This window comes from Rathayibacter sp. VKM Ac-2762, assembly GCF_009866585.1.
Classification (GTDB): Bacteria; Actinomycetota; Actinomycetes; order Actinomycetales; family Microbacteriaceae; genus Rathayibacter.
Genome location: NZ_CP047419.1, coordinates 1,566,583 through 1,583,658, shown reverse-complemented (window position 1 = coordinate 1,583,658; position 17,076 = coordinate 1,566,583). Strand labels below are relative to the sequence as shown.

Below are 17,076 nucleotides of genomic sequence, written 5' to 3'. Positions count from 1 at the left end.
ATGCATGGCCCACCGCGCGACGTCGAACCGGGTCCACGCGCGGGCGCCAGGCAAGATCAACGTGTTCCTCAAGGTCGGCGCCGTGCGCGACGACGGGTACCACGAGCTGGCCACCGCGTTCCAGTCGCTCTCCCTCTACGAGGACGTGTTCGCGGAGGAGGCGGCCGACTTCTCGGTCTCCTTCTCGGGCTCGATCGACACCTCCCGCCTGGCCGTCGACGGCTCCAACCTCGCGATCAAGGCCGCTCGGGCGCTCGCCCGGGCGACCGGCTACCTCGGCGGCGTGCACCTCGAGATCGAGAAGAACGTCCCCATCGCCGGCGGCATGGGCGGCGGCTCGGCCGACGCGGCGGCGACCCTGCTCGCCTGCGACGCGCTCTGGGGCACGGCCTGCACGAGGGAGCAGCTGCTCGGCATCGCCGCGAGCCTCGGCGCCGACGTCCCCTTCTCCTTCACCGGCGGCACCGCGATCGGGGTCGGCCGAGGCGACGAGCTGAGCCCGGCGCTCGCCAAGGGCCGCTTCGAGTGGGTGCTGGTCCTCTCGGAGGAGGGCCTGTCGACCCCTGAGGTCTACAGCGAGCTCGACCGGCACCGCGAGCGCCACCTGCACGACTTCCGCCCGATCTCGGCGACCCCCGCCATCGATCCCAACGTGCTGCAGGCCCTCCGCGCCGGCGACGCCGCCATGCTCGCCGACGCGATGCACAACGACCTCCAGGCGCCGGCGCTGCACCTGCAGCCAGGGCTCGCCCGCATCCTCGAGCTCGGCGAGGGCCGCGGAGCGCTCGGCGGCCTCGTCTCGGGGTCCGGACCGACCGTCGCGTTCCTCGCTCCGGACGCCGATGCGGCGGCCGACCTGCAGCGCGAGCTGAGCTCCGCGCGGCTGAGTGCCGTGCGGGTCTCCGGCCCGGTCCACGGGGCGCGCCTGCTGTCGACCTAGTCGCGGGGGCGGTGCCTCCGGAGCGGGGCGCGCGAGCCCCGCGCCCGGCGCCCTCCACAGACGGTCCGCAGAGAAGTTCCGACCTCGTGGCTTAGAGTGCCGCTCATGTCCCGCCGCGCCACCCTCTTCGCGATCCTCTCCGGGATCGTGGCCGCCGTCGTCGCCCTCGCGGCCGCCGAGGTCGTCGCGGTCTTCACCGGAGCGGGCGGCAGTCCGCTGGTCGCGGTCGGCGGCTTCGTCATCGACATCGTGCCCCCGGGCGTGAAGGACACGGTCATCGCGCTCTTCGGCACCGGCGACAAGCTCGTGCTGCTGGTCTCGATCGGCCTCGCGATCGCGCTGCTGGCCGTCGGCGCGGGAGTCCTGGAGTACCGCCGCCCGCCGTTCGGCGTGCTGCTGCTGGCCGTCGTCGCGGGCGCCGGTGCGCTCGCCGCCGTCAGCCGCGAGGGCGCCTCCGGGATCGACGCGGCGCCGAGCGTCGTGGGCATGGTGGCCGGTGCCGCGGTGCTCCGCTCGGCCTCCGTCCGCCTCCGCGGCTGGCAGGAGGAGCGCGAGAGCGACTCCCCGGACCGCCGGTCGTTCCTCCGCCTGGTCGGGATCGCCGGAGTCGCCGCGGTCGCCGCCGGCATCGGCGCCCGCTTCCTCACGTCCGCCTCCGCCGCCGTCACCGCCGTGCGCGAGGCCGTGTCCCTGCCGGCTCCCGCCTCGGCCGCCGCGCCCGTCCCGGCGGGCGCCGTGCTCGACGACATCGACGGCATCAGCTCCTACGTCACTCCCAACTCCTCGTTCTACCGGATCGACACCGCGCTCTCGGTGCCGTCGGTCGAGCCCGCCGACTGGTCGCTGAAGATCACCGGCATGGTGGAGGAGGAGATCGAGATCACCTGGGACGAGCTGCTCGCGCTGCCGCTCGAGGAGCACCTGGTCACCCTGTCCTGCGTGTCCAACGAGGTCGGCGGCGACCTGATCGGCACCGCCCTCTGGCTGGGCTACCCGATCCGCGAGCTGCTGGCCCGGGCCCGGCCGACCGCCGGCGCCGACATGGTGCTCTCGCGGAGCATCGACGGCTTCACCGCCTCCAGCCCGCTCGACGTGCTGCAGGACGAGGACCGCGCGAGCCTGCTCGCCGTCGGGATGAACGGCGAGCCGCTCCCGGTCGAGCACGGCTTCCCCGTCCGGATGGTCGTCCCCGGCCTCTACGGCTACGTCTCGGCGACGAAGTGGGTCGTCGAGCTGAAGGTCACGACCTTCGCGGAGGACCTGGCCTACTGGTCGACGCGCGGCTGGACCGAGCGCGGTCCGATCAAGATCGAATCGCGGATCGATGTGCCGCGCCAGGGCCAGCCCGTCGAGGCGGGGACGGTCGCCGTGGCGGGAGTCGCCTGGGCGCCGCACACCGGCATCGCGAAGGTGGAGGTGCAGATCGACGGCGGCGCCTGGCAGGAGGCGCGCCTCGCCGAGCAGGTCACCGCGGACACGTGGATCCAGTGGGTCCTCGAGTGGGACGCGACGGTCGGCGACCACGTCGTGACCGTGCGCGCCACCGACGCGGACGGCACGGTGCAGACCACGGTCGAGCGCCCGCCCGCTCCTGACGGTGCCACGGGACTGCACCGCCGCTCGGTGTCCGTCTCGGAGCCGGCACCCGCGGGCTGAGGTCCGGGGGCCGCGACCCGGCCGCACTGTGATCGACCCGCGGCGGACCGCTCAGGCGGCACCGCCTAGGCTGGATCCCTATGGCACATCTGCTGGGCGCCGAGGCGCTGCGACTCGAGTACCCCACACGCGTGATCTTCGACGACGTCTCCCTGGGGATCGAGGAGGGCGACCGCATCGGGATCGTCGGACGCAACGGCGACGGCAAGTCGACTCTCCTGCGCCTGCTCGCGCAGCGCATCGAGCCGGACAGCGGCCGCGTCACGCACCGCCGCGGCGTCACGCTCGGGATGCTCGACCAGGCCGACACGGTCGATGAGGACCTCACCGTCGCCCAGGCCGTCGTCGGCGGGCTCCAGGAGCACGAGTGGGCGGGCGACGCGCGCACCCGAGACGTGATCGCGGGCCTGCTGCGCGACGTCCCCTGGGACGGAGTGGTCGGCTCCCTCTCGGGCGGCCAGCGGCGCCGGGTCGCCCTCGCGAAGCTGCTCGTCGGCGACTGGGACGTCGTCTTCCTCGACGAGCCCACCAACCACCTCGACGTCGAGGGCATCGCCTGGCTCGCCGAGCACCTCAAGCGCCGTTGGGCGGCGTCGTCGGGCGGGCTCGCGGTCGTCACCCACGACCGGTGGTTCCTCGACGAGATCTGCACCGCCACCTGGGAGGTGCACGACCGCCTCGTCGAGCCGTTCGAGGGCGGGTACGCGGCGTACATCCTGCAGCGCGTGGAGCGCGACCGGATGGCGTCGACCATGGAGGCCAAGCGCCAGAACCTGATGAAGAAGGAGCTGGCCTGGCTCCGCCGCGGCGCCCCCGCCCGCACGGCGAAGCCCAAGTTCCGGATCGACGCCGCGAACCAGCTGATCGAGGACGAGCCCCCGGTGCGCGACTCGGTCTCGCTCTCGCAGCTCGCCGTCTCGCGCCTGGGCAAGGACGTCGTCGACCTGCTCGACGTCACCGTCCGCTACGGCGAGCGGACCGTCCTCAACCGCATCGAGTGGCGGATCGCGCCCGGCGAGCGCACCGGCATCCTCGGCGTGAACGGCGCCGGCAAGTCGACCCTCCTCGGCCTGGTCGCGGGCAGCGTGGAGCCGACGAGCGGCCGGGTGAAGCGCGGCACCACCGTGCGCGTCGCGATCCTCGACCAGCAGCTGCGCGAGCTGACCGGGGTCCAGCACCGGCCCGTCCGCGAGATCATCGCGGAGCAGCGCACCAGCTACTCCATCGGCGGCAAGGAGATGACCCCGGGCCAGCTGCTCGAGCGGCTCGGCTTCTCGAGCGCGCAGCTCTCGACGCCGGTGAAGGACCTCTCGGGCGGTCAGCGCCGGAGGCTCCAGCTCCTGCTCATCCTGCTCAGCGAGCCGAACGTGCTGATCCTCGACGAGCCGACCAACGACCTCGACACCGACATGCTCGCCGCGATCGAGGACCTGCTCGACTCCTGGCCGGGCACCCTCCTCGTCGTCTCGCACGACCGGTACCTGCTCGAGCGCGTCACCGACCAGCAGTACGCCGTGATGGACGGCGCGTTCCGCCACCTGCCCGGCGGCGTCGAGCAGTACCTCGACCTGCGCCGCGCGCTCGAGAAGGGCGCGCCCGCGGCGGCGTCGTCGGGCTCCTCCTCCGCCGCGTCGGCGTCGAGCGGACTCGCGGGGGCCGAGCGCCGCACCGCCGAGAAGGAGGTGTCGGCGATCGACCGGCGCCTGCACAAGCTCACGCAGCTGACGAAGACCGTGCACGAGAAGATGGCGACGCACGACCAGGACGACTACGACGGGATCCTGGCGCTGAACGCCTCGCTCCGCGCCTACGAGGACGAGGCGGCAGAGCTCGAGATGCGCTGGCTGGAGCTCTCGGAGCAGCTCGAGGGCTGACGCCGGTCTCCTCCGCCGCTCCGGCAGCTGTCCCGTACCGCGTGGGCGGGACGCGGTCCCGGGCCCGGGGCGACCGGCTCAGCCGAAGTCGAGGGAGAGCTTGCGGAGGAGCTGCGCCAGCCGCTCCTGCTGGGCGTGGGTGAGCGCGCCGAGCAGCTCCTGCTCCGCGTCGACCAGGCGGGTGATCGCCGCGTCGACCCGGGCGAGTCCCGACGGCGTCATCTGCACCAGCACGCCGCGCCCGTCGTTCGGGTCGTCGAGGCGCTCGACCAGGTCGCGCTCGACCAGCCGGTCGATGCGGTTGGTCATGGTCCCGCTGGTGACCATGGTCGCCTGGAGGAGCTGCTTGGGGCTCATCCGGTAGGGCGCGCCCGCGCGCCGCAGGGCCGAGAGCACGTCGAACTCCCACGTCTCGAGCTCCGACCGGCCGAAGGCGCTGCCGCGCGCGCGCTCGAGCTGCTTGGCCAGCCGGCGCATCCGCGAGAAGACCTGGAGCGGCGTGAAGTCGAGATCGGGCCGCTCCCGGACCCAGGCGTCGACGATCCCGTCGACCTCGTCATTCGCACTCACCCGTCCATTGTGGCGGCTGGGCGGCTCGGGGGACGCCGGGAGGCGGACGGGCCGGGAGGCGGAGGGGCCGGGAGGCGGGGACCTCCCGGGCCGCCGTCGTCCGCCCGAGCGACGGCCGCCCGCGCCCGAGGCGGGGCCGGGGGCGCGGGGGTGGCAGGATGGACGGCGCGCGATCGCGCGGTCCGCCATGGTGTAACGGCAGCACGGCAGCCTTTGGAGCTGTCCGGTCCAGGTTCGAATCCTGGTGGCGGAGCGGCACCAGGACGGTGCGCTCACGGAGGAGAACGCGAAGAACATGGCAGACAGCACGCTCGCCGTCGTGATCCTGGCGGCAGGCCAGGGCACCCGCATGAAGTCCCGCACCCCGAAGGTCCTGCACCGCCTCGCCGGGAGGCCGCTGCTCGGGCACGTGCTCGACACGGCCGCCTCGCTCGACGCGGCGCACGTCGTCACCGTGGTGCGCCACGAGCGCGACCGGGTCGCCGAGGCCGTCCTCGAGCACACCCCCTCCGCACTGGTGGTGGACCAGGACGAGACGCCCGGCACCGGCCGCGCGGTCGAGCAGGGCCTCGCGGCGCTCCCGGAGTCCTTCGCCGGCACGGTCGTCGTGCTGAGCGCCGACGTCCCGCTGCTGGACGCGCCGACCCTCCGCCGCCTGCTCGACGAGCACCTCGCCGCTGCGAACGCGCTCACCATGCTCTCCTGCGTGCTCGAGGACCCGACCGGCTTCGGCCGGATCGTCCGCGGCGCCGACGGCGCCTTCGCCTCCATCGTGGAGCAGAAGGACGCGAGCCCCGGCGAGCTCGACCTCACCGAGATCAACGCCGGCGTCTACGCCTTCGACGCCGCCGCGCTCCGCTCGGTCATCGGCGCGATCGGCACCGAGAACGCTCAGCGGGAGAAGTACCTCACCGACGCCGCCGCCGCGCTCAAGGCCGCCGGCCGCGCGATCGAGGCCGTCCCCGTGCAGGACCGCTGGCTCGTGGCCGGGATCAACGACCGCGCCCAGCTCGCCGACGCGGCGCTCGAGCTCAACGCGCGCATCGTGCGCCGCTGGCAGCTCGAGGGCGTCACGATCCAGGACCCGGCGACCACCTGGATCGACGTGGACGCGGTCCTCGCCCCGGACGTCGAGATCCTCCCGGGCACGCAGATCAAGGGCCCGACCGTCATCGCCACCGGCGCGGTCATCGGCCCGGACACCACGCTCGACTCCTGCGAGGTCGGCGAGGACGCAGTCGTGAAGCGCTCCGACGCGACGCTCGCCGTGATCGGCGCGAAGGCCCAGGTCGGCCCGTTCTCGTTCCTCCGCCCCGGCACCGTGCTCGGCGCCCGCGGCAAGATCGGCACCTACGTCGAGACCAAGAACGCCGTCATCGGCGAGGGATCGAAGGTCCCGCACCTCTCCTACGTCGGCGACGCGGTCATCGGCGAGGAGTCGAACATCGGCGCCGGCTCGATCTTCGCCAACTACGACGGGGTGAGCAAGGCGTCCTCCGTGGTGGGCTCGAACGTGCGTGCGGGGTCGCACAACGTCTTCGTCGCCCCCGTTAGAATCGGTGACGGAGCGTACACGGGCGCCGGTACGGTCATCCGCAAGGACATCCCCGCCGGAGCCCTCGGGATCACCGTCGCTCCGCAGCGCAACATGGCCGGGTGGGTGCAGACCCACCGTCCGGGCACCGCAGCGGCCGACGCCGCCGAGGCGGCCCTGGCGTCGGATCCCACCGGATCCGACCAGGCGCCCACCGGAGGAAGCGGAGCACAGTGACCGGCATCACCGCCAGCAACAAGAAGAGCCTGGTCCTCGTCTCGGGGAGGGCGCATCCGGCACTGGCGGAGGCGGTCGCCGCCGAGCTCGGGACCGAGCTCGTCACGACCGAGGGGCGCACCTTCGCCAACGGCGAGCTCTACGTCCGCTACGGCGAGTCGGTCCGCGGAGGCGACGTGTTCGTCCTCCAGTCGCACACGTCCCCGATCAACGAGTGGCTGATGGAGCAGCTGATCATGGTCGACGCGCTCAAGCGCGCCTCCGCCAAGCGGATCACCGTGGTCGCACCCTTCTACCCCTACGCGCGCCAGGACAAGAAGGGCCGCGGCCGCGAGCCGATCTCGGCCCGCCTCGTCGCCGACCTCTTCAAGGCGGCGGGAGCCGACCGGATCATGTCGGTCGACCTCCACGCGGCGCAGATCCAGGGCTTCTTCGACGGCCCCGTCGACCACCTCTTCGCGATGCCGGTGCTGCTCGAGCACTTCCGCGAGAAGCTCGACCCCTCGACCCTCACCATCGTCTCGCCCGACATGGGCCGCGTCCGCGTCGCCGACATCTGGAGCGACAAGCTCGGCGTCCCGCTGGCGATCATCCACAAGCGCCGCGACCCGAAGGTCGCCAACCAGGTCTCCGTCCACGAGATCGTCGGCGAGGTGAAGGGCCGCGTCTGCCTCCTCGTCGACGACCTCATCGACACCGGGCGCACCATCGCGAAGGCGGCCGAGGCGCTGAAGAAGGCGGGCGCGATCGGCGTGGTCGTCGCGGCCACCCACGCCGTCTTCTCGGACCCGGCGGTCGAGCTCCTGAGCTCGGAATTCATCGACTCGGTCGTCGTCACCGACACCCTGCCGCTGCCGCCGGAGAAGACCTGGGACCGCCTGACGATCCTGCCCATCGCTCCGCTGCTGGCCCGCGCCATCCACGAGGTCTTCGACGACGGCTCCGTGACGTCGATGTTCGACGGCGACGCGTAGGACCCCGCGCCCCGGGTGCGCCCTGCACGGCGCACCCGGGTCCCGCCCCGGCTCCACCGCCTAGGGTGAGGCCGTGCCCCAGCGTTCGGATGCGACCCTCGCCCTGGCGGCGGTCTTCCTGGTCTGGTCGCCGGCCGCCGCCGCGGCGGGCTGGTGGCTGCTCCTCGGGCTCGCCGTCGCGGCGGCCGCCGCGGCCCTGGGCGCCGTCGCCGACGCCGGGCGCACCGTCCACGACGGCCCCTCCTCCGAGTGGCTCGGGATCGTCGGGCGGGCGTTCGCCTCGGCCGCGCTGGCCCTGACCGCGGCCCAGTCGGTCCTCGGGGGAGCGGCCCGGCCCCTGGCCGTCCTGCTGCTCGTGGCCGTCGCGCTCTTCGGTCTGCGCGGCGGGCGCCTCCCCGCTCGCCCGGTCCTGCTCCTCGTCGGTGCGGTCGTCGTCCTGCTGGCCGCCGCCGCCGTGATCGTGCTGGCGTCCCCTCCGGACCCCGCGCCGCTCGACCCGCTGCGCGACGGAGGGCCGCTGGGAGCCGGCACCGCCGCGGCGCTGCTCCTGATCCTCCTGCCGACGTCCCGCTCCGGCGCGGTGACGGCTCTCCGCCCCGCCCTGCTGCGCATCGGGATCGCCACGGCGGCCGCCGCCGCGCTCGGCACCGGTCTGCTCCTGGCGGCCGGTCCCGAGGTCCTCGCGTCCTCGGAGACCCCCCTGAGCGCTGTCACCCGGGGCACGCCCGCGTCCGGGCTCGTCGGGGCCGCCGCGGTGATCGCGGTCCTGCTCGCGCTCCTCGACCTCGGGAGGAGGGATGCGCGCGCCCTCGTCCGTCTCGCCGGCGCGGGGGAGATCCCGGCAGTGCTCGCCACCAGGAACCGCAGGACCGGCGTGCCGGCGGCGGCCCAGCTCGTCCTCTGCCTGGTCGCCGTGCTCGCGGTCGTGATCCTCGACGCCGACGCGCTGCTCGCCTTCGCCGTGGCCGCTCTGCTGGTGGCGACCATCGTGCGGCGCCTCGACCACGGAGCGGCCGGGGCGAGCGGGCCCGCCCTCGCGTCGGCCGCGGTCTCGCTGCTGCTCCTGCTCGCCCTCCCGGCGGCCACGGCGGCCGCCGCAGCGGTGCTCCTGGCGGCGCTCCTGGTCGCGCGGGCGTTCCGGACCTGAGGGGTCAGCCGGCCCGGGCGTCGAGCGCCCGCTCGGGGAGCCGGACGCCACCGCGCGGCTCCGCTGACGACGGGGGAGCTCCCTCCGCGACGAGGAAGGCGCCCCCGCCCGAGGATCCGTGGATCCTGCGGGCGGGGGCGCCTTCCCGTGCGACGCGGGTCAGTGCGTGGAGGGGTCCTGCTCGACCTCGGTGCGGTCGCCCGACCACAGCGTGTGGAAGGTGCCCTCCTTGTCGACGCGCTTGTAGGTGTGCGCTCCGAAGAAGTCGCGCTGGCCCTGCACGAGAGCGGCCGGGAGGCGCTTGGAGGCGAGCGAGTCGTAGTACGACAGCGCGGCGCCGAAGCCGGGGATCGGCACGCCAGAGAGCGCGGCGGTCGAGACGATGCGGCGCCAGGCGGCCTCGCCGTTCGCGACGGCCTCGGCGAAGTACGGGTCCTCGAGGAGGGTCGTGATGCCGGCGTTCTCGTCGTAGGCGTCGACGATGCGGTTGAGGAACTGGGCGCGGATGATGCAGCCCGCGCGCCAGATCTTGGCGACCGCTCCCTTGTCGATCTCCCAGCCGTACTTCTCGGCCCCGGCGATGATCGCGTCGAAGCCCTGCGAGTAGGCGACGACCTTGGAGGCGTAGAGCGCGGCGCGCACGTCGTCCTCGAAGCCCTCGTACTTCTCGACCGGGGTCGGGCGCGAGGTGACGCGGGCCTGCACGGCTTCGCGCTGCTCGGGGTGGGAGGACACGGCGCGGGCGAAGACGGCCTCGGCGATGCCGCCGACGGGGACGCCGAGGTCGAGCGCGTTCTGCACGGTCCAGACGCCGGTGCCCTTCGAGCCTGCCTGGTCGAGGACGACGTCGATGAAGGGGTTGCCGGTGTCGGCGTCGACCTGGCGGAGCACCTCGGCGGTGATCTCGATGAGGTACGACTCGAGGTCGCCCTTGTTCCAGGCGTCGAAGACCTCGGCGATGGCGGCGGGCTCGTGTCCGCCGACGGTGCGGAGCAGGTCGTACGCCTCGGCGATGAGCTGCATGTCGGCGTACTCGATGCCGTTGTGGATCATCTTGACGAAGTGGCCGGCGCCGTCGGTGCCGATGTGGGTGACGCAGGGCTCGCCCTCGGCGACCGCGGCGATCGACGAGAGGATCGGGCCGAGGGTCCTGTAGGACTCGACCGAGCCGCCGGGCATGATCGACGGGCCCTTGAGCGCGCCCTCCTCGCCGCCGGAGATGCCGGTGCCGACGAAGTGGATGCCGGTCTCGCGGACGGCCTTCTCGCGGCGGATGGTGTCGGTGAAGAGCGCGTTGCCGCCGTCGACGATGATGTCGCCGGGCTCGAAGACCTTCGTCAGCTGCTCGATCACCGCGTCGGTGCCGCGGCCGGCCTGGACCATGATGATCGCGGTGCGCGGGGTGGCGAGCGAGGCGGCGAAGTCCTCGATGGTCTCGGAGGCGACGAAGCCCGCCTCCGGGTGCTCCGTGATGAGGGTCTCGGTGCGGCCGTAGGAGCGGTTGAACACCGCGACCGTGTTGCCCTCGCGGCTGGCGAGGTTGCGGGCGAGGTTCGAGCCCATCACCGCCAGACCGACGACTCCGATGTTGGCTGTGGCGGTGGGCTTGTCAGACACGGTTCTCCTCGACGTTCGCGTTCAGGGGCGAGCCCAGGCTAGCCCCGGGTCGCTCCGGGGAGCCCGGGTCCGAGCCGTCTCCCGGCTGCACATCGGTCGTGCGGCGCGCGCACGGTCTTGCGCGCGCCGCGACGACCGCGACCGGAACCGGTCAGGCGCCGTGGCCGAGGGGGACGCGCTCCGACGGGATCGGCGGCGGCGGGGGAGTGCCGTCGCCGAACGGGCGGCCGCCGAGCTCCTCGCGGCGCGAGGGGACGAGCCAGCCGGAGAGGTCCGGGCCCTTGGGGACGACGCCGGTCGGATTGATGTCCCGCTGCACCTCGTAGTAGTGCGACTTGATGTGGGTGAAGTCGATCGTGTCGCCGAACCCCGGAGTGGCGAACAGGTCGCGCGCGTAGCCCCAGAGCGCGGGCATCGCCGACAGCAGGTTCCGGTTGGCCTTGAAGTGGCTGTAGTAGACGGCGTCGAAGCGGGCGAGCGTCGTGAAGAGCCGCACGTCCGCCTCGGTGATGGTGTCGCCGACCAGGTAGCGGCGGGTGCTCAGCCGCTCCTCCAGCCAGTCCAGCCGCGCCCAGAGGCGGTCGTAGGCCCGGTCGTAGGAGCGCTGCGAGCCGGCGAAGCCGCACTTGTAGACGCCGTTGTTCACGTCGTGGAAGACCAGCTCGGCGATCTCGTCGATCTCCTCGCGGTGCTCCTCGGGGTAGAGGTCGGGGGCGCCGTCGCGGTGGAACGCGGTCCACTCGGTGGAGAAGTCGAGCGTCATCACCGGGTAGTCGTTGGTGACGACCTGGCCGCTCGGGATGTCCACGAGGGCCGGGACGGTGATCCCGCGCGGGTAGTCGGGGAAGCGGGCGAAGAACGCGTCCTGGAGGCGGGGGATGCCCAGCACCGGGTCGACCCCGCCCGGATCGAGGTCGAAGGTCCAGCTGCGCTTGTCGTGGGTGGGCCCGCAGATGCCCATCGAGAGGACGTCCTCGAGCCCGAGCAGGCGCCGCACGATCACGGCGCGGTTCGCCCACGGGCAGGCGCGGGAGACGACGAGGCGGTAGCGCCCGGCCTCCACCGGGTACCCGTCGCGGCCGTCGGCGGTGATCCGCGTCGGGATGTAGTTCGTGTCGCGGTGGAAGCCGTTCTTCTCGACGTAGGAGCCGAAGTCGTCGCTCGTCATACCCGCACGGTAGGCGGTCCGCCTGGACGTCCGGCTCCGAGTCCGGCGGCGCGACCGCCTGCTGGCGGGCGGCCGCGATGCCGGGTAGGATCGGCAGCTGAACTTCGGCGAGGGATGCACGTGCATCCGTGATCGACGCGGTGGAAGCAGGCGAGGCCCCCACGGGGCGCCACGGACTTCTCCTCACGCTGACATGCGTTCGAGTCGACAAACCGTCCGTGGCCGCAGGCCACGACCCGATCCGGTGGCGTGCGCGCCGCCCAAGGAGAACATCATGGCTGAACTGACCAACAAGGTCGTCGTCGAGGTCCGCACCTCGTTCGGCAAGGGCGCCGCCCGCAAGATCCGCGCGCAGGACAAGATCCCCGCGGTCCTCTACGGCCACGGCACCGAGCCCCAGCACCTCACCCTCCCGGGCCACCAGGTGCTCCTGCTCACCCGCAAGGCGAACGCGATCCTCGAGCTCGACATCGAGGGCGCCGCGCAGACCACCCTGGTGAAGGACATCCAGCGCGACCCGGTGCGCCAGATCATCGAGCACATCGACCTCGTCGTCATCAACAAGGGCGAGAAGGTCGAGGTGGACATCCCCGTGCACGTCGAGGGCGACGCCGCTCCCGGCACCCTCGTCTCGATCGAGTCGAACACCCTCTCGCTCGAGGTCGACGCCACGCGCATCCCGCAGAACATCGTCGTCTCCGTCGAGGGCCTCGAGGCCGGCACGCAGATCACCGCTGCCGACGTCACGCTCCCCGAGGGCGCCACGCTGGTCACCGACGCCGAGATCCTCATCGTCAACGTCACCGCCGAGGTCGAGCAGGACCTGGGCGAGGACGACGAGACCCCGGCCTCGGGCGACGTCGTCGCCGAGACCGCGGAGTAGTCCGCACCACCCCGGGAACGGGCCCGCTCGCAGCCGCGGCGGGCCCGTTCCGCGTCCGGCGGGGGAGTCCCTCCGCCGCCCCCGAGGAAGAGGAACGACATGGGTGACACCTGGCTGGTCGTCGGACTGGGCAACCCGGGCGCGCAGTACGCGCGCAACCGGCACAACGTCGGTCAGATGGTGCTCGACGAGCTCGCGACGCGGATCGGCGGCTCGTTCCGCCGGCACAACCGCGCCAACGCCGTGGTCGCCGAGGGCTTCCTCCGCCCGGGCGGGCCGAAGCTCGTGCTGGGCAAGCCCAACAGCTTCATGAACCTCTCCGGCGGGCCGACGGCGCAGCTGCTCGACTTCTACTCGGTCGACCCGGCGCACCTGATCGTCGTGCACGACGAGCTCGACATCCCCTTCGACACCCTGCGCCTCAAGCAGGGCGGCGGTCACGGAGGGCACAACGGCATCCGCGACATCCTCGCGGCGACCGGAGGAGCCGAGTTCCTGCGCGTGCGGGTCGGCATCGGCCGCCCGCCGGGCCGCCAGCAGGCCGCCGACTTCGTGCTGAAGGACTTCGCCGGCCCGGAGCGCGAGGCGCTCCCGATCCTGGTCTCGGACGCCGCCGACGCCGTCGAGCTCATCGCCGACTCCGGCCTCTCCGCCGCCCAGCTGAAGTTCCACACCAGCGCCTGAGCCGCCCTCCACCGAGGGGACCCCGGACGGCGAGGGAGACCGCAGCCCCGGGCTTCCTCGACGGTTCGGGTTTCCCTCGACGGTCGGCCCGCGGGGCGGCCGTAAACTGGACCCGTGCCCCTCAACGAGATCATCTCGGCGCTGTCGCGCGCCTCCACGTTCGACGATGCTCTCGCGTACGCGGTGCGGGACGCCGACTTCTCGGTGGCCGACGGCCTCCGGGTCCCCCTGCTCGCGGGCCTGATCGAGAGGCGCGCGGAGGCGGGACGCCCGCAGGCGGCGCTGGTGGTCACGGCCACGGGCCGCGACTCCGAGAACGTGCGCGCCTCCCTCGGCTGCATGCTGCCGGACGCGGACGTCGTCGAGTTCCCCGCGTGGGAGACGCTGCCGCACGAGCGCCTCAGCCCGAGCGCCGAGATCGTGGGGCGGCGCCTGGACGCGCTGCGGCGGATGAAGCAGTGGTCCGGCGAGCGGCCCCTCGTGGTGGTCGCCTCCGTGCGCGCGGCGCTGCAGCCGGTCGCCGACAACCTCGCCGACATCGAGCCGATCCGACTCGTGAAGGGCGCCCGCGGCTACGACCTCGGCCGCATCTCCTCCGAGCTGGTCGACCTGGCCTACGCCCGGGTCGACATGGTCACGCGCCGCGGCGAGTTCGCCGTGCGCGGCGGCATCCTCGACGTCTTCCCCGCGGTGGCCGAGCATCCGAGCCGAGTGGACTTCTTCGGCGACGAGGTCGACTCCATCCGCGGCTTCTCCGTGGCCGATCAGCGCTCGCTCCCGGGCGAGGCCGACTCGGTGGTCCTCCCGCCGAGCCGCGAGCTGCTGCTGGTGCCCGCGGTGAGGCAGCGGGCCCGCGAGATGCTGCACGAGTTCCCGAGCCTGTCGGCGATGCTCGCGAAGATCGCCGAGGGCATACCGGTCGAGGGGATGGAGTCGCTCGCCCCCGCGCTGCTCGAGCGGCTGGTCCCGATCTCGCACTACCTCCCCGAGGGGGCGGCCGTCGCTGTCCTCGCCCCCGAGCGCGTGGCGACGCGGGCGATCAGCCTCGCCGAGACGAACCGCGAGTTCCTGCAGGCGGCCTGGAGCGCGGCGACCGCCGGCGCCGAGGCCCCCATCGACCTCGCCTCGGGCGAGTTCATCTCGCTCGGCGCGCTCCGCGACTCCGTGAAGCTCAGCGCCCCGGGCGCCGACGCTCCCGACCACCCGTGGTGGACGATGAGCACGTTCCGCCAGGGCCCCGCCGCGGGCGAGGCCGAGGTGCTACCGGAGGAGCTCGGGATCGACGAGATCCTCGCCGTCCGCGTCGAGGGCGAGCCGGTCCCCGGATTCGGAGCGAGCGTCGAGGGCGCCCTCGCCCATGTCCGCGCACGCCTGGCCGACGGCTGGACCGTGGTCCTCACCGCGCCCGGCACCGGCACGGTCGAGCGCACCGACCAGGTCCTCGCCGAGCACGAGGTCGCCGCCCGCATCGTCGCCGACCTCCCCGCCGGGCTCGAGACGGGCCTGGCCTACGTGGTGCAGGCCTCCGTCGATCACGGCTTCGAGGTGGAGGAGGCGAAGCTCGCCCTGCTCACCGACACGGAGTTCTACGGCCGCACCGTCGGCTACGACTCCCGAGCGGTGAAGAAGCTCGCCTCGCGCCGCAAGAACGTCGTCGACCCGCTGCAGCTCACGCCCGGCGACTTCGTGGTGCACGCCACCCACGGCATCGGCCGGTTCGTGGAGCTCTCTCAGCGCGAGGTCTCCAGCGGGGGCCGCAACGCGATCAAGACCCGCCGCGAGTACCTGGTGCTCGAGTACGCCCCCAGCAAGCGCGGCTTCCCGGGCGACAAGCTGCTCGTCCCCACGGACCAGCTCGACCTGCTCTCCCGCTACGTCGGCGGCGAGGCTCCGGCGCTGAGCAAGATGGGCGGGAGCGACTGGGCGCAGGCCAAGAGCAAGGCCCGCCGCGCGGTCCGCGACATCGCGGTCGAGCTCGTGAAGCTCTACTCCGCCCGGATGGCCTCCCGCGGGCACGCGTTCCCGCCGGACACCCCCTGGCAGCGCGAGCTGGAGGAGGCGTTCCCGTTCGCCGAGACCCCCGACCAGCTCACCGTCATCGACGAGGTCAAGGCCGACATGGAGCGGCCGATCCCGATGGACCGCCTGCTCTCGGGCGACGTCGGCTTCGGCAAGACCGAGGTCGCCGTGCGCGCCGCGTTCAAGGCGATCCAGGACGGGAAGCAGGTCGCGATGCTCGTGCCGACCACGCTGCTCGTCCGCCAGCACCTCGAGACGTTCCAGGAGCGCTTCGCCGGCTTCCCCGTCCACCTGCGGGCGCTCAGCCGGTTCCAGAGCGCGAAGGAGTCGAAGGAGACGATCGAGGGCCTGGCCGACGGCACCGTCGACATGGTCATCGCGACCCACCGGCTCCTCAGCGACAACATCGTCTTCAAGGACCTCGGCCTGCTCGTGATCGACGAGGAGCAGCGCTTCGGCGTCGAGCACAAGGACAAGCTCAAGGCGCTGAAGAAGAACGTCGACATCCTCTCGATGAGCGCCACGCCCATCCCGCGGACGCTCGAGATGGCGGTGACCGGCATCCGCGAGATGTCGACCCTCGCGACCCCGCCGGAGGAGCGCCACCCGATCCTCACCTTCGTCGGCCCCTACTCCGAGAAGCAGGTGTCGGCCGCGATCCGCCGGGAGCTCCTGCGCGAGGGCCAGGTGTTCTTCGTGCACAACCGCGTCTCGACGATCAACCGCGTCGCCTCGCAGCTCGCCGAGCTGGTGCCCGAGGCGCGGATCGCGGTCGCGCACGGCAAGCTCAGCGAGTCGCAGCTCGAGCGGATCATCGTCGACTTCTGGGAGCGCAAGTTCGACGTCCTGGTGTCGACGACGATCGTCGAGACCGGCCTCGACATCCCGAACGCGAACACGCTGATCGTCGACCGCGCCGACAAGTACGGTCTCTCGCAGCTGCACCAGCTGCGCGGGCGGGTCGGCCGCGGCCGCGAGCGCGCCTACGCCTACCTCCTCTACGACGAGACGAAGCCGCTGAGCGAGACCGCGCACGACCGGCTGCAGACCCTGGCCGCCAACTCGGACCTCGGCGGCGGCATGCAGATCGCGCTGAAGGACCTCGAGATCCGCGGTGCGGGCAACCTCCTCGGCGGCGAGCAGTCCGGGCACATCCAGGGCGTGGGATTCGACCTCTACCTGCGGATGATCGGCGAGGCCGTCGACACCTTCCGCGGCGAGGTCGCCGAGGGGCAGACCGAGCTGCGGCTCGAGCTGCCCGTCGACGCGCGCATCCCGGAGGAGTACGTCGACAGCGAGCGGCTGCGCCTGGAGGCGTACCAGAAGCTGTCGGCCGCGTCGTCGCCGACGGCGAAGGAGGGGAGCATCGACCTCGTGGTCGAGGAGCTGACCGACCGCTACGGCGAGCTGCCCGAGGCGGTCGAGAACCTCATCCTGGTGTCGAGGCTGCGCATGCGCGCGCAGAAGGCGGGCCTCAGCGACGTGGTCGCGATGGGCTCGAACGTCCGCGTGGCTCCCGCTCACCTGCCCGACTCGATCCAGGTGCGCCTGCGCCGGATGTACCCGACCGCGAAGTACCTGCAGCAGGCCGACGCGGTCGTCGTGCCGATGCCCGTGCTCGACGGCGTCCCGCTCGGCGACCGGGCGCTGATCCAGTGGGTGGCGTCGCTTCTGGACGCGCTGTTCCCGGAGCCGGTCACCGTCTGAGGTCCTCGGGGCGGCGCTCCCCGGTGGCGCGCCGTCCCGCTCCGGCGGCCGTCGCCGCTGCGGGAG

General features: G+C 72.7%; 12 protein-coding genes and 1 tRNA gene. 10 read left to right on the top strand and 3 right to left on the bottom strand.

Annotated elements, in window-relative coordinates:
• Nucleotides 1–4 precede the first annotated feature (4 nt).
• The 3 genes from GTU71_RS07490 to GTU71_RS07480 all read left to right on the top strand — a co-directional run bounded on the left by GTU71_RS07490 (nt 5) and on the right by GTU71_RS07480 (nt 4,470).
• On the top strand, nt 5–940 hold the full coding sequence (locus GTU71_RS07490; RefSeq protein WP_104288212.1) for a 4-(cytidine 5'-diphospho)-2-C-methyl-D-erythritol kinase: 936 nt from the start codon (nt 5–7) through the stop codon (nt 938–940).
• Between the two features lie 105 nt (nt 941–1,045).
• A complete protein-coding gene (locus GTU71_RS07485) occupies nt 1,046–2,596 on the top strand; it encodes a molybdopterin-dependent oxidoreductase (RefSeq protein ID WP_104247360.1) in 1,551 nt (516 codons plus the stop codon).
• A gap of 80 nt (nt 2,597–2,676) precedes the next feature.
• On the top strand, nt 2,677–4,470 hold the full coding sequence (locus GTU71_RS07480; RefSeq protein ID WP_159939576.1) for an ABC-F family ATP-binding cassette domain-containing protein: 1,794 nt from the start codon (nt 2,677–2,679) through the stop codon (nt 4,468–4,470).
• Nucleotides 4,471–4,548: 78 nt separating this feature from the next.
• Here GTU71_RS07480 and GTU71_RS07475 read toward each other — a convergent pair whose 3' ends face one another.
• Nucleotides 4,549–5,040 carry a MarR family transcriptional regulator gene (locus GTU71_RS07475; RefSeq protein WP_104222340.1) on the bottom strand — a complete coding sequence of 164 codons (492 nt, stop codon included), beginning with the start codon at nt 5,038–5,040 and terminating at the stop codon, nt 4,549–4,551.
• 181 nt (nt 5,041–5,221) lie between these two features.
• Here GTU71_RS07475 and GTU71_RS07470 point away from each other — a divergent pair.
• The 4 genes from GTU71_RS07470 (at nt 5,222) to GTU71_RS07455 (ending at nt 8,932) form a co-directional block, all read left to right on the top strand.
• A tRNA-Gln gene (locus GTU71_RS07470) sits at nt 5,222–5,293 on the top strand.
• A gap of 42 nt (nt 5,294–5,335) precedes the next feature.
• A complete protein-coding gene (gene glmU, locus GTU71_RS07465) occupies nt 5,336–6,811 on the top strand; it encodes a bifunctional UDP-N-acetylglucosamine diphosphorylase/glucosamine-1-phosphate N-acetyltransferase GlmU (RefSeq protein WP_159939574.1) in 1,476 nt (491 codons plus the stop codon).
• Nucleotides 6,808–7,785, top strand: a complete 978-nt coding sequence (locus GTU71_RS07460; RefSeq protein ID WP_104222342.1) for a ribose-phosphate diphosphokinase — start codon at nt 6,808–6,810, stop codon at nt 7,783–7,785. The genes glmU and GTU71_RS07460 overlap by 4 nt, the downstream gene beginning before the upstream one ends.
• 73 nt (nt 7,786–7,858) lie before the next feature.
• A complete protein-coding gene (locus GTU71_RS07455) occupies nt 7,859–8,932 on the top strand; it encodes a hypothetical protein (protein WP_159939573.1) in 1,074 nt (357 codons plus the stop codon).
• A 159-nt stretch (nt 8,933–9,091) separates the two neighbouring features.
• Here GTU71_RS07455 and gndA read toward each other — a convergent pair whose 3' ends face one another.
• Both gndA and GTU71_RS07445 read right to left on the bottom strand, forming a co-directional pair.
• Complete coding sequence (gene gndA / locus GTU71_RS07450) at nt 9,092–10,549, bottom strand: NADP-dependent phosphogluconate dehydrogenase (protein WP_104233684.1); 1,458 nt, start codon at nt 10,547–10,549, stop codon at nt 9,092–9,094.
• 151 nt (nt 10,550–10,700) lie between these two features.
• Nucleotides 10,701–11,717 carry a glutathione S-transferase C-terminal domain-containing protein gene (locus GTU71_RS07445; protein WP_159939572.1) on the bottom strand — a complete coding sequence of 339 codons (1,017 nt, stop codon included), beginning with the start codon at nt 11,715–11,717 and terminating at the stop codon, nt 10,701–10,703.
• Between the two features lie 274 nt (nt 11,718–11,991).
• Between GTU71_RS07445 and GTU71_RS07440 the strand changes: the two genes are divergently transcribed.
• From GTU71_RS07440 to mfd, 3 genes are all read left to right on the top strand, one after another.
• Nucleotides 11,992–12,600, top strand: coding sequence for a 50S ribosomal protein L25/general stress protein Ctc (locus GTU71_RS07440; protein ID WP_104233682.1), 609 nt, complete (start codon nt 11,992–11,994; stop codon nt 12,598–12,600).
• Nucleotides 12,601–12,699: 99 nt separating this feature from the next.
• Nucleotides 12,700–13,284 carry an aminoacyl-tRNA hydrolase gene (pth, locus tag GTU71_RS07435; protein WP_104233681.1) on the top strand — a complete coding sequence of 195 codons (585 nt, stop codon included), beginning with the start codon at nt 12,700–12,702 and terminating at the stop codon, nt 13,282–13,284.
• 114 nt (nt 13,285–13,398) lie between these two features.
• Nucleotides 13,399–17,010 carry a transcription-repair coupling factor gene (gene mfd, locus GTU71_RS07430; protein ID WP_104262852.1) on the top strand — a complete coding sequence of 1,204 codons (3,612 nt, stop codon included), beginning with the start codon at nt 13,399–13,401 and terminating at the stop codon, nt 17,008–17,010.
• Nucleotides 17,011–17,076 lie beyond the last annotated feature (66 nt).